8 protein-coding genes are annotated in these 13,389 nt (G+C 35.7%); 5 read left to right on the top strand and 3 right to left on the bottom strand.

Going from position 1 to position 13,389, the window contains the following annotated elements; translation table 11 throughout:
* The first annotated feature begins 102 nt into the window (after positions 1 to 102).
* Complete coding sequence (locus tag AC1RNE_RS01605) at positions 103 to 2,733, top strand: DUF5686 and carboxypeptidase regulatory-like domain-containing protein (RefSeq protein ID WP_492799311.1); 2,631 nt, start codon at positions 103 to 105, stop codon at positions 2,731 to 2,733.
* Positions 2,734 to 3,242: 509 nt separating this feature from the next.
* Here AC1RNE_RS01605 and AC1RNE_RS01600 read toward each other — a convergent pair.
* Positions 3,243 to 3,674, bottom strand: coding sequence for a CHRD domain-containing protein (locus tag AC1RNE_RS01600; RefSeq protein ID WP_492799310.1), 432 nt, complete (start codon positions 3,672 to 3,674; stop codon positions 3,243 to 3,245).
* 83 nt (positions 3,675 to 3,757) lie between these two features.
* Positions 3,758 to 6,250, bottom strand: a complete 2,493-nt coding sequence (locus tag AC1RNE_RS01595; RefSeq protein WP_492799309.1) for a PIG-L family deacetylase — start codon at positions 6,248 to 6,250, stop codon at positions 3,758 to 3,760.
* A 275-nt stretch (positions 6,251 to 6,525) separates the two neighbouring features.
* On the opposite strand from AC1RNE_RS01595, the gene AC1RNE_RS01590 reads away from it, so the two are divergent.
* The 3 genes from AC1RNE_RS01590 (at position 6,526) to AC1RNE_RS01580 (ending at position 11,535) form a co-directional block, all read left to right on the top strand.
* Positions 6,526 to 7,353: a helix-turn-helix domain-containing protein gene (locus AC1RNE_RS01590; protein ID WP_492799308.1), complete on the top strand. Its 828-nt coding sequence runs from the start codon at positions 6,526 to 6,528 to the stop codon at positions 7,351 to 7,353.
* A gap of 51 nt (positions 7,354 to 7,404) precedes the next feature.
* The gene (locus AC1RNE_RS01585; RefSeq protein WP_492799307.1) at positions 7,405 to 8,526 is read left to right on the top strand and encodes an FAD-dependent oxidoreductase; all 1,122 of its coding nucleotides are present in this window, start codon (positions 7,405 to 7,407) and stop codon (positions 8,524 to 8,526) included.
* A 381-nt stretch (positions 8,527 to 8,907) separates the two neighbouring features.
* Entirely contained in the window at positions 8,908 to 11,535 is a 2,628-nt protein-coding gene (locus AC1RNE_RS01580; protein ID WP_492799306.1) for a glycoside hydrolase family 2 protein, read from the top strand.
* A gap of 87 nt (positions 11,536 to 11,622) precedes the next feature.
* Here the strand turns inward: AC1RNE_RS01580 and AC1RNE_RS01575 are convergent, their stop codons facing one another.
* Positions 11,623 to 12,276: a PAS domain-containing protein gene (locus tag AC1RNE_RS01575; protein WP_492799305.1), complete on the bottom strand. Its 654-nt coding sequence runs from the start codon at positions 12,274 to 12,276 to the stop codon at positions 11,623 to 11,625.
* Between the two features lie 366 nt (positions 12,277 to 12,642).
* Here AC1RNE_RS01575 and AC1RNE_RS01570 point away from each other — a divergent pair, with 366 nt between their 5' ends.
* The gene (locus AC1RNE_RS01570) at positions 12,643 to 13,353 is read left to right on the top strand and encodes a hypothetical protein (RefSeq protein WP_492799304.1); all 711 of its coding nucleotides are present in this window, start codon (positions 12,643 to 12,645) and stop codon (positions 13,351 to 13,353) included.
* Positions 13,354 to 13,389 lie beyond the last annotated feature (36 nt).

Below are 13,389 nucleotides of genomic sequence, written 5' to 3'. Positions count from 1 at the left end.
TTTTTTAACAAAAGGTTGTCTAATATAGGCAACCTTTTCGTTTAACTTGCATCTGTATTTTATTAATCACATTAAAGCTATTAATCTTTAAACTGAGTTATTATGAATTCATTTATCAACAAAATCCTTATTACTACTATTATCACTATTTGTTTTGGCTTTTTAACATTTGCTGGTGGAATAAAAGGAACTATTAAAAATACGCACGGCGAATACCTTTCTTTTGCCTCTATCATCGTAAAAGGTAGCCCAAAAGGAACGATGGCTAACGAAGATGGTAAATACGAACTTTCCTTAGAACCTGGGAGCTATACCATCATCTTTCAATATTTAGGACATAAAACCTTAGAAAAACAGGTTCTCGTTAACAATGATTATTTACCCCTTGAAATAGTATTGGAAGAGCAAGCAATCAGCTTGAAAGAAGTAGAGTTTTCTGCCAAAAGTGAAGATCCCGCCTATACTATCATGCGCAAGGCTATTTCGATGGCTCGCTTCAAAATCTTAGAACTCAATGAATATTCTGCCAGAACCTATGTGAAAGGTACTGGACAAGTAAGCGAGGTTTCTGGTTTGATAAAGATGTTGGCAGGTAAAAAAATTGAAAAGGAATCTGGATTAAAAATCGGACAAGTATATGTCTTAGAATCTATCAATGATGTTGTTTTTAAACAGCCATCTGCCGTAAAAGAAAAAGTAGTTTCAACACGCAACAACTTACCGAAACAATTACAAAGCCAAGGAACAAACTTTATTCCTGTATCACGCACTAACTTTTATAATCCTAAGCCGTTTGGCGATATGGTATCTCCATTGTCACCCACAGCTTTGGCTTATTATAAATTTAAGTATGAAGGTTTTTTTACAGAAAATGGGCAGACGGTAAACAAAATACGCGTGATACCTAAATCAAAAAATGATAATGTATTTGATGGTATTATCAACATCATAGAAGATACTTGGTATATCCATAGTCTGGATTTGCACTTTAGTAGTGATAATATTTCAAACAGGATTAAAATGATTTTTGCTCCTAATAAAGAAATCTGGTTGCCAATCAATTATACTTTCCGTTCTGATTTTGATGCTTTTGGTTTCAAAGGGTTCTTTAATTATGTTACCAACGTTAGAAACTACACCGTTGCTGTCAACGAAAAGTATCATCAACGACCTGTGGTAATTGATGAGAAAATTGATAAAGCGGAGGCAAAAGAATTGAAAAGCGAGAAAGTAAATAGCAAAATAGCCCTTAATCAGAAACAGGTTACGCGTAAGCAACTCAACAAGTTTTTGAAAGAAGCTGAAAAAGAAGACAAGAAAGAGAGAAAGAAAAAAGGGGAAGATGTAGATTTGGTACGGTCGTATAATATTGAAATTGATAGCCTCCACAGTAAACGTAGTGCTGATTTCTGGAATGATGAAAGACAAGTGCCATTGACAGACTTGGAGATAAAAGGTTATGCCCAAGCTGATAGCATCGCTAAAACGAATGAACAGCAATACCAGAAAGATTCCATCAGGAATTTGCCCGCCTTTAAGTTTTCACATTTGATTTTCGGCAAAACGTATAACTATGGAAAAAGAGATGATTTGTTCGGTTTCTTTAATAAATCTCTTAGCTATACGTCTCCTTTAGATCAAATTCCTTCGTTAGATTTTGTGAATACTGTAGATGGATATTTTTTAAAGGCTTCTTTAAGATATGATATTCGTGAGAAACTCACTAAAAGGGAATCTATTTATGGTGATTTAAGGTATGCATTAGGAAGAAAAGCCCTTAACTGGAATCTTGGGTATTATTATTTAAAGAATCAGCAATCGGTTGAAGTAAGAACAGGACGATACATTCAGCAATTTAATGACGACAGACCTATTTCTACACCAGCTAACACCATCTACACGATGTTGGCTGAACGCAATTATCTGAAAATTTACCAGAAAGATTATGCTAATGTTGAATATAGAAATCGATTATCAGAGAAAGTAACGATTAGGGTGAATCTAGAATATGCTGAAAGAATGGCCCTAAAAAATTTGGAGACTTTTAAGCCTTGGATTGATGTAAAAGACAGAAGTTTTAGTTCGAATACGCCAGAAAATACCGAATTAGCCAATACTGATTTTGATAATCATAAAACGTTTTTGACCGAAGGCGAAATCATTTGGAGACCTTTTGCCAAAAAACGCAAATTCAACGACCGTGAATATACCATCAATACTGGTAACCCTATTTTTAGACTTAAATCTACCAATGGATTATTAGCTGAAAGTCAGTTTTCGCGCCTACAAGGTTCTTATGAGCAATTCTTTGATTTAGAAAAGTTGGGAAATTTGCACGTTTTGACTAATTACGGTGGATTTATACAAAAACCGAATTACTTTATTGATTACCGCCATTTCAATGGTAATCAGACTATTCTCCGCTCTTTCAGATTTGATGCTTTTAGAAACTTAGATTATTATTTACATAGTACTACGGGTAATTATTTAGAAGTATTTGCGCAACACGATTTTAATCACTTTCTATTAACTCAAATTACTCCTCTTAGAATTTATGGATTGAAAGAATCTATTTTTGCCAATTATTTGAAAGTGCCTAATCAACAATTTGAATATGTAGAAGTTGGTTATGGCTTATCTGGCATCGGTAAATTGTTCGGTTTAGAAGTAGTAGGCAATTTTGTGAATGGCAAATATGATGCTACTGTATTGAGGATTAAGTTTAATAGGTAGTTTTTAGCTGTGAGCTATAAGCTTTGAGCCATGAGATTTTTTATTTTTAGTAAATTTTAAGTCTAGCCCTTCCTATTAGTTGGTGACTTAAGTCTTACTGATTACCCACATCGTTTAAAAAGTTGAAATGAAGATGTAATTATTGATAAAATTGGTTCAAATAGGCTTAAATCGCCTTTCAAACCGAGTGACGTACGCCTCATGTCAGAGCTTGACTACTTGAAGCTCTTATTCCTAGCGAGGGACTTAAGTCCCTCGCTAGGAATAAAAACATTGATTATCAATCATTTATATACTTATGGGTAATCAGTAGGACTTAAGTCACCAGCTAATAGGAAATGATTTTTAGGATTGTATTATATAAATAACACTGATGACATGACTTGAAGTCATGCCATCTCAGTAAACGTCACAAAAAAGCGGTCAGAAAATTAATTTTCTGACCGCTTTTTTAAATGCTAAAAGAAGCAAAAATCTCATTGCTCAAAGCTTATAGCTTACAGCTAAAATTACTGTAAAATCAATTGTCCACGGATTTCTCCTCCAGGTTTTGAGGCACTGTGAATATTTACATAATAATTACCTGCCATCAAATCCGTTTCTTGCTCAGTTGTCAAAGCAGCTGTCGTGCTTGAGTAAGCAGTATTAAAAGTGGTTCCTAAACCAAAAATAATACCACCACTTACTCCCACAGCTCCTTTGTGAATATGCCAAGCCGTAGGTGTAACACCATTATAACTAATAGTATATGAAATTACTTTTGTTGTTTTGTTATAAGTTCCAACAAAAGAACCAGTAGCAGTTGAAGTATTGGCGGGTACTTCAACAGAGCCATTTAGTGCAACATTAAATTTCACTTCTGGTGAAACTTCATCATCTTTTTTACAAGAAATGGCAAACAACAACGTAGAGATTAAGAAAGCAAAGAGTGTTTTTTTCATGTTAATTTTCGTTTAAGTGAATCGAAGACTTGCATCTTATTTACACTTACGGCTCTTTCTCTACATTAGTTGCGTCGGAAAAATTATTTTCCTGCCGAAATCAAATTAGCGAATAATCTATAAGCCCCTGAAACTCCCGCTGGCAATTGGCGGAAGAAGGCATACCCTGTAAAGATATAATTCCCTTTACCATATTTTGTATACAATAATCCTCCGTTGGCAGGTGGCTCATTCGGGTCATTAGATGATAGAATGGCATCATATTTTGCATCCCAATCATTTGAGAAATACAATCCTCTTTCTTGAATCCAACCATCAAAATCTTTTGCGGTAATCTTATTCGGCGTATTCAACAAAATACTTTCAGGTTTCAAGAAATGTACTTCTGCTTCTTCAACCGTTACCCTATCTCTTGATAATTTAAACGGATAAGGTCCAATACCTGTTTCAATTTTCTGTAAGTTGCTATTCACCTGATACTGCACTACCATGTTACCACCATTTTCTACGTACTCCATCAGTTTTTTCTGATAATAAGTAATACGTTCTTCCGTATTGTAAGCCCTTACTCCTACTACAATGGCATCAAATTTGGATAAATCTTCATTTAATTCTTTCTCCGTCAAAATCGTTACATTGTATCCAATCTGACGCAAAGCCATCGGAACATCATCGCCAGCACCTACGATATAACCAATATTTTTACCTTTCGTCTTAATGTCCAACTTCACCACTTTTGCTTCTGCCAATGGGAAAAGTGTTTGTGGTGGAATATGGTCGTAAGCTACGGTTAAAATTCCTCTGTCATAAGTACCATTCGCTGTTTTGATAATAGCTTTCACAGTGCCTTCGGGAGTAGTACTAGAAGGCGTTACTTTAAATACTAGCTTAGCTTCTTGGTATTTATTATCTAAGCTAAAATCAATACTTGTTGGGCTTGACTTCCAGCCAGTTGGCAATGCTAAACTAACGCTTCCTGAGGTTTTGCTTTTACCAGATTTTAAGGTTACTTCTACCTCTTTGGCTTGATCATTGGCAAAAACATATACTTTATCTGAAATGTTAGCCGTTACTTCAGGGCGAATCTCGAAAGTACGATACAACTCTCCACGGGTCTCGTCGGTATATTTATAGATAACAGGCGAGCTAAAAGTGAAAGGCTGATTATCAATCAAAAATGTAAATTCTGCTTGTAAATCTGCTGGCTTTTCGGGTAAGCCAATCAGTGTTTGGTCATCTACACGATACATTCCTTTACCCATTTTCTTTTCTGCTAACCAAAATGGTTGTGTCAAAGGCTGATTTTTAGGAATTTCTACCGAGAATGCAATTCGTTGTAATTCATTATTACCCAAATTAACATTAAAAGTGCTGTCTTTACCTAAACCAATTAAGCGTATTTTCTGTAAGATTACTGCAAAGTCTGAACGCTTTACAGCAGTAGCCCATACGCTAATTTTTTCACCTGCCGATGCTGAATATTCAGTAGGATTAGCTTCAAAGTATAATCCTGTACAAGCAATAATAATGTTTTCTAATTCCTTTTTCTTCTGAGCCCTCCAATATTCATCGTCAACTTTTAACAATGTTTTGTAGGCCTCTAACAAAGAAGGAACAATCGTAGAAGGATTTTCGGGATTAAAACTATTGATGGCAAGGTTAATCCAAGCTTCTACTTCTTTTCCTCCTTTTACTTTGCTCCACGTTAAATCAACGCCATCAAAAATATCTTTCTGAGCTAAATCTCCAAACTTATGTACAAAATATTCTGGTCTTAAACCACGTGTGCGAGGTACACCAAAACCTTGTGATTTATGTTGAGAACGACTTTCTGCTGCAATTTCAGAATATGCTTTTCCTAATAGTGGGTTATACCCCCCTATTTCAACTGGTATAAAAGTTCCTTCTGAGGGTTTCTGAGAAACAGCACCAAAATTAAACGTATTCCAAACGACTCTTTTGGCTTGCCAAGGTTTTACATATTTTAATTGTTCAGGAAATTTGGTTGGGTCGCCCGACAGTTTGAAAGCCTCTTCTGCTAAAGCAGCCGAAGCAGAGTGATTGCCATGTCCTGCACGAGCATCAGGCGGAAAACGGCAAATAATTACATCTGGACGAAGGCTTCTAATACGCCAAACTACGTCTGCCAATACGGCATCTTTTCCCCAAATTTGTAGGGTTTCTTCGGTATTTTTAGAAAACCCAAAATCGTTTGCACGGGTAAAATATTGCTCTGGACCATCAATGGCACGAGCCGCTAGTAGTTCTTGTGTACGAATCAATCCTAATAAATCGCCTAGTTCTGAACCTATCAAGTTTTGTCCGCCATCACCACGTGTAATTGATAAATAAGCAGTTCTTACTTTACGTTCTTTGGCTAGCCACGAAAGCATTACGGTATTTTCATCATCTGGGTGAGCGGCAATATACATGGCAGTACCAAGCACATTGAGTTTTTTCAAATTCAACAAAAGTTCTCCAGCAGGCATAGGTTTTATAGGCTGGGCTTGGGTGCTGAACTGGGTACTGAGGAGTATTAATAATAGAATAATGGTTTTGTCCGATTTGATATTCATTTGAGAAATTTTATAGTTCTACGTGAAATTAACTGAAAACATTAACAATACTAAAACAGGAAAATAATTGATTTCAGAGAAGTAATAAAATTAATTCGCTGAATGACATCAAACACGTTATTGAACTTTAAAATTGAGATAAAATATCATAACAACCCTCATTGAGGATTAGGTATAAATTCTGATTTAAATTACTTTTACAGACATAAAATAAGACGTTTTTGAAATAATCTATCGTTATTTTCCTTCATTTTCATATATCTTACTTTCCCAATATGCTAAATACACACCATCAAGAATTTGACCCACCCGAAGAGCTTCGGGACACGATAAAATGCTTTTGGTATGACAAAATAGCATTTGGAGAGCTACCATCAAGTTTTGAGGTGGTACCTGATGGCTACGCTGAAATCATTTTTTACTTCGGAACTACCTGTAGCATTGCTCATAATGGAGGTTTACTGCCCTTACCATCACCATTTATGATAGGCTTACTCAATCAACCTATTGTTTTTCACACGGAAGATTGTTTAGAAATCATTGCCATCAGGTGCTTTCCTTGGACGGTTTTCGATTTGCTTGGATTACCACCCAGTAAAGACGGAATACGCATATTTGAACATCCAATTGCTCAACTTCAAGGTACTTTAGGTGAATTTATTAATGCAGATAAGATAGAAGAAGCAATTGCTCATATAAAACAATATTTATTGAATGCTCGGTCGCAGATTGCGATTGATAGTATGCTGTTTAAAGCAGGATTGGCTATGAGTGAAACAAACGGCACGATGCCAGTAAGCCAAGTAGCGGAGGCGGCTCATGCAACGGTTCGTACTTTGGAAAGAAATTTTAAGCAATCTGCTGGCTATACTGTTAAGGATGTGTCTGGATTGATGCGCTTTGAGCAGGTACGAAATCATCTATGGCTTTATCCAGATTGCAACCTTGCAGGCTTAGCTTATGAGCTGGGCTATACCGACCAATCTCACCTTAGCAGAGAATTTAAACGCTACACTGGCACTACGCCATCAGCATTTGCCAGAAAAGCAAAGAAAGAGCAGCAGTTACTAGGCAACGATTTTGTCGCTTTTGTACAAGCCTAAGGAAAAAGTATTGTAGAATTTTGTATTGCTTAATTTAAACAATACAAAATCATGTTACTACAAAATAAAAAAGTAGCCATTATAGGTGCAGGACCCGTTGGTCTGACAATCGCAAAATTACTCCAACAAGAAGGAATAGATATAACTGTTTACGAAAGGGATAAAGACGCACAAACAAGAATTTGGGGCGGTACGCTTGATTTGCACAAAGAATCGGGGCAAATAGCCTTGCAAAAAGCAGGATTGTTGGAAAGTTATTATGCCTTAGCAAGACCTATGGGCAGAACCGTAGCGGATGAACAAGGTAACGTCTTGTTTACTGCAAAACCTCAATATGATACTCCTGAAATCAACAGAAACGATTTAAGAAATATATTATTGAATAGCTTAACAAGCGATACCGTTGTTTGGGATAGGAAATTTACGAGACTGGAAGAATACGATGGTAAATGGATTTTACATTTTGAAAATAATATTAATGTCACCGCAGATGTTGTTATCGGAGCCAATGGCGGAATGTCCAAAGTGAGAAAATATCTTACAGATACCGAAGTTGAATATACAGGTACTGTTATCATACAAGGCGAAGTAATTCAACCAGCCATAAAATGTGCAGAGTTTTACCAATTATGCGAGAATAATATCCTTATGACTGCAGACAAAGGCATTAATTTAGTGGCAAACCCTAATAACAACGGTGCATTGACCTATAACGTAACTTTTAGAAAGCCTGAAGAATGGCTTCATGAAAATGGATTAGACTTTCAACATACAGACAGCATTGTTACGTTTCTTTCAATAATGTTTTCGGATTGGCACGAATGTTACAAAAAATTATTCCGCTCAACTTCATTTTTTGTTGGATTACCAACCAAAAAAATATCTTTAGATAAACCTTGGACTAATAATCGTCCTTTGCCTATAACCCTTATTGGAGATGCCGCCCATTTAATGCCTCCTTTTGCAGGAAAGGGCGTGAATACGGGACTAATGGATGCATTAATATTAGCTGATAACCTGACCAACGGAAAATTTGAAACCATCGAAACGGCTATCAGCGATTATGAGCAAAAAATGTTGGTTTATGCCCAAGAAGCACAACTTGAAACTAGTAATAATGAAATAGCAATGCATCAATCCGACTTTTCTTTCCAAAAAAGATTTAGCCATTAAGCTAGTCAATAGTATTCTTGATTGAACATTTATCAAGAATACAACTTAAAGGGATTCTAGTAGAAAGAAATAATATTTTCATTAAAATATACAATTTTCAGAAAGGTTATTTAATACCATTTTAGGGAAATATCACTTGTAAATTCAGTATATGATAAATTAAAAAATAACATATATTTCCGATTTTACTTTTTTATTTAAGTGTAATTGCTCATTTTTAACTTAAAACTTACAAATAAGTATAATTATGACAGAAATTATGTATTAAATTTAGCCAATCATTCAAAATGAGGATTAGCAAGTTGGTTTATGCTAGCCTACTGTGTACTTCTAAAAATATTAATAATTTTAATCCCTACTATGTCCAATTTTTTAAAATTAATGTTGAAACAAATTCATGTGTTTTTGCTGTTGCTATTGGCCACTCACTCACAAGCTCAAAATCAATATGAGCTGAACGGTGCTTGGAAATGTGCACCCATCAAAAGCGTGAAAGAAAATGGGGAGGTGATTTCATCTCCTCATTTTTTGCTTTCGGCTTGGAAACCTGCCGTTGTTCCGGGAACAGTGCTAACAAGTATGTTGGCAAACAAAGAAATTCCTGATCCTTTTTATGGATTGAACAATGAGAAAATACCAGATATTTATAATACTGGCAGAGACTACTATACTTATTGGTTTGCGAAAGACTTTAAAGAAGTTTTGCCAACTAATGGGTCTGAAGTTTGGTTGAAATTCAGAGGAATCAATTATGCCTGTGATGTTTTTTTGAATGGTAAAAAAGTAAACGAGAAAGTATTTGAGGGAATGTTTCTTCGTCAATCTTTTAATATCACTAAGCTGTTGGCTAAAGATGGCAACAATCGTTTAGCAGTCATAGTATATCCACCCTATACCGTTGGGAATGCCAATGGCGGACAAGGTGGGGACGGTACTATTGCCAAGAATGTTTCGCTACAATATACGGCTGGGTGGGACTGGATTCGTCCGATTCGTGATAGAAACACGGGTATTTGGGATAAAGTATATATTGAAAAAACGGGTAAAGTAAACTTGAAAGACCCTCATGTAATTACGCTCGTTCCAGAAAAAAGATTGCCCGATGCTCTACAAAAACCAGCCATTATCAAAGCTTCTGCTGACTTAGAGAACACTTCTGCTGTAAAAGTTGAAGGAACATTGGTATATACCATCGATGGCAATAAAGTTTCAAAAAAAGTTAGCCTTGCCCCTAACAGCATTACCATTGTTAACCTTGATAATTATAGTTTAAAAAATCCTCGTTTATGGTGGCCAGCGGGTTATGGTAAGCAAGAATTGTATGATACAAAATTTGAATTTATCGTAAACGGACAAGTTTCTGACCAAGAGGCTGTAAAAGTTGGGGTACGCGAAATACAAACAGATTGGAATGCCTTAACAGCAAGTCGCCAGATTTATGTCAATGGACAAAAAGTATTTATCAAAGGGGGTAATTGGATTATTTCGGATGCCATGTTGCGCTTTACAGATGAGCGATATGATGCTGAAATTCGTTTTCACCGTGATATGAACCTAAACCTTATTCGTATTTGGGGAGGTGCATTGGTAGAACGTCCAGAATTTTACGAAGCTTGCGACCGCTACGGTTTATTAGTATTCCAAGATTTCTGGATGTCAGGCGATTGTAACGGTCGTTGGGTTGACCCTATGAAAAAAGAAGACCAGTGGACACGAAGAAATTATCCTGATAATCATCAGCTATTTTTATCATCGGCGGCTGATATGATTAAAATGGTAAGAAACCACCCTTCTTTAGCCATCTGGTGTGGAGGTAATGAAATTACCCCTCCCGAAGATATTTTAGTACCTCTTAGAGATGAAATCTTGCCAAAATTAGATGGTACTCGCTGGTTTATTGATTATTCAAACTCTGATGAAATGTCGTTTAATTCATTAGGTGGAAATGGTGATGGTCCTTATGGTATTCAACCACTAGATGTATTCTGGAATCAACGTACTTTTCCTTTTAATTCAGAAGTTGGTTCGGTAGGTACGGGCGATTATGAATCATTAAAACGTTTTATTCCGAAAGAAAACCTGAATGTTCCTTATCACGATAGTAATCAAAAGCCTGATTCTGTATGGACATACCATACTTATACGGGCGTGGGTTATAATCAGTTTATAGACCCTTATGGAAAGCCGAAAGATATCAAAGATTTTGGTTTGAAAACCCAATTAGTCAATTATGACCAATACCGTGGTTTGATTGAAGGGTTTTCTTCACACATTTGGGAATGGTATACAGGGGTTATTATCTGGAAAACCCAAAATCCGTGGACAGCCATGCGTGGACAAATGTATGATTATTACCTAGACCCTAATGCTTGTTTGTATGGTTTAAAAAGCGGTAGCGAGTTGGTACATATTATGGCAAACCCAGTAGATGGCATGTTGATGATGGTAAATAATGACTTTAAGCCTCGTAGAAACTTGATGTTGGTGGCTAAAGCATACGATATCAATGGTAAAGTAAAAGAAATCACGCAGGTGTTTACTTATATTGAAGCAAGTTCTGTCAAGAAAATTCTTTCTGTCAAAAAGGTTTTAGAAGAAATTGGTGCGGAAGAAGGTTCATTTTTATCATTACAATTATTAGATGAAAACAAACAAATTGTAAGCGATAATATGTACTGGTACCCTAACAGCAAGGGTATGTATTCGGGTTTGCAAAAAATGAAATCGGTAGAAAACCTAAAAGTAGCTGTAAAGAGTATCGGAACAGGTAAAATACAAGTAACATTGAGTAATCCTGTGAATAATCCTGTTGCTTTCTTTAATAGGGTTTCAGTCGTAGATGAAAAAACGAAAGAACGTATCTTACCCGTATTCTATAACGACAACTACGTTTCTATTGCTCCAGGAGCTGAAAAAACCATTATTATCGACAATGTTCCCACTCAAACAAAACCACAAGTATCTATTGAAGGCTGGAATTATGCTTTAAAGTATTTCAATATCCAATAATAGTTTAGGAGTTTAGGGTTTATGAGTTTAAAGTAGATTTAAAACTCATAAACCCTAAACTTTAAACTCATAAACATTAAACTATCCCTAAAGCCCATCTTCCTTATCTCTCAGTTTGCTAACAACTTCCGTTATTTCTCTGGTATAAACATCTAATTTTTCGGCAGCATGTTTAATGGCATTGATAAAAGAGCCTATATCTTCCTGTGACAGCATCGCTTCGTCAAACATATTACAAATCCCCAACATCAACGTAACAGGATGGCGTACCTCGTGCGAAATCTTAAAAAGCACCTCTTCTAAATCTTTAATACGTTGCTCCTTTTCCTCCTCTGCTTTCTTACGTTCATCGATAGGAATCCTAATGGAAAAGTATTGAATAATGGCATGGTTTTCATCAAATACGGGAAGGATAATGCTATCTTGCCAAAAATAAGAGCCATCTTTAGCCCTACTTTTTACTTCGCTACGCCACATTTCACCACTCGAAATCGTTTCCCACATCTTTCTAAAAAAAACAGAAGAATGATAATCAGCCTTTAAAAGGCGGTGATTTTGTCCTATTAATTCTTCTTCTGCGTATTTACTTGCCTCGCAAAACTTATTATTTACATAAATAATTATTCCGTTTATATCAGTTACGGAGCAAATAACACTTTCATTTATCGCCATCTGATAAGCCTCCAGAAACCTTAATAATTCAAGCTTCGACTTATCTTTAAAAGTATAATTTTGTGCCATTCTATTTTACAACAAATCGTATATTCTTAATGCTTGATTGTTTTATGGCATAAACTTAGTGAAAAAAATACCTAACATAAGACTTTTTCAAGAAAAAATGGCAAGATGTCGCAAATGCAATCGCTCGCATCCATGCGAGTGATGACTATTAAAAGGCTTCCAGTCGAAATAACTATAAAATAAATCATAAGCCCAACGAATATTCTCGTGTCAAGTAAGTTAAAACGGTAACCGCAAGGGTTACAGCTACTCAAACCGAAATATTGACTTTTCACAAATCATTTAACTTTGATTAATCTGCCAATTTTATTTCTTTTGTGCCGTTAAAAGCTCAGTTGCTAATCTTTCAAAATACTAAACCATCTTATGAAAAAGTATCTACTCTCCTTTTTTACATGTATTGCTTTCACAAGTGCTTTTGCACAGAAAACAGAACTACATTTTGCATTAAATTCTGGTCTTTTTTCTTTCTCTGGCAAAGCTGCCAATGCTGTTTCATATATAAGTTACAATGATGACAATCAAAGTGGGCATACCAACAATCCATTTGGTGCTAAGTCAGCTATTTCTTATGGTTTTTCAGGGAATTTAAAGAGAATCACTAAAAGGAATTTTATTCTTGGGCTCGACCTTGGCTATGAAAGCCTAAGAAGTAAAGTGATCATCAATACCGTCAATGGTTATACAGGAAATTCAACTTATCAACTAGAAGCTACGGGTAAAACGATTTTAAGTTCAGACTTTATCAATATCTTTCCCTCTCTCGGACATCGCTTTAATACCAATAAAGTAGCTATTGATTTAACGGGTGGTTTTGATATTGGAGCAAATTTAAAGATGCAAGAAAGCGGAAAAGCAACAGCCGTTGACGGAACAGTATTTACAACAGATGTTGATAGAAAAACCATTAGTACAGATGTTAGACCAAGAATTCAAGTTTCAGCCAATTATAATAAAATGGGTATTTATGCAGGTTATTCTTATGGTTTTTTAAGTTATAAGGCTGGTTACGTTGGTGGCTCTACCGAATGTGTTGCAAGGTTTGTACGTTTTGGGCTAACCTATCAGTTATTTTAGGACTAATGTATTGTTACACAAAAAAAGCGTCTTGAA

It is taken from the genome of Arcicella sp. GW822-FHT02H01, assembly GCF_058802005.1.
This window is presented reverse-complemented; position numbering and strand designations above follow the sequence as displayed.

Bases quoted from the DNA above. Each gene is read 5' to 3' on its own strand.
- AC1RNE_RS01585 (WP_492799307.1), top strand. From the start codon at position 7,405: ATGTTACTACAAAATAAAAAAGTAGCCATTATAGGTGCAGGACCCGTT.
- AC1RNE_RS01570 (WP_492799304.1), top strand. From the start codon at position 12,643: ATGAAAAAGTATCTACTCTCCTTTTTTACATGTATTGCTTTCACAAGT.
- AC1RNE_RS01590 (WP_492799308.1), top strand. From the start codon at position 6,526: ATGCTAAATACACACCATCAAGAATTTGACCCACCCGAAGAGCTTCGG.
- AC1RNE_RS01605 (WP_492799311.1), top strand. From the start codon at position 103: ATGAATTCATTTATCAACAAAATCCTTATTACTACTATTATCACTATT.
- AC1RNE_RS01600 (WP_492799310.1), bottom strand. From the start codon at position 3,674: ATGAAAAAAACACTCTTTGCTTTCTTAATCTCTACGTTGTTGTTTGCC.
- AC1RNE_RS01580 (WP_492799306.1), top strand. From the start codon at position 8,908: ATGTTGAAACAAATTCATGTGTTTTTGCTGTTGCTATTGGCCACTCAC.
- AC1RNE_RS01595 (WP_492799309.1), bottom strand. From the start codon at position 6,250: ATGAATATCAAATCGGACAAAACCATTATTCTATTATTAATACTCCTC.
- AC1RNE_RS01575 (WP_492799305.1), bottom strand. From the start codon at position 12,276: ATGGCACAAAATTATACTTTTAAAGATAAGTCGAAGCTTGAATTATTA.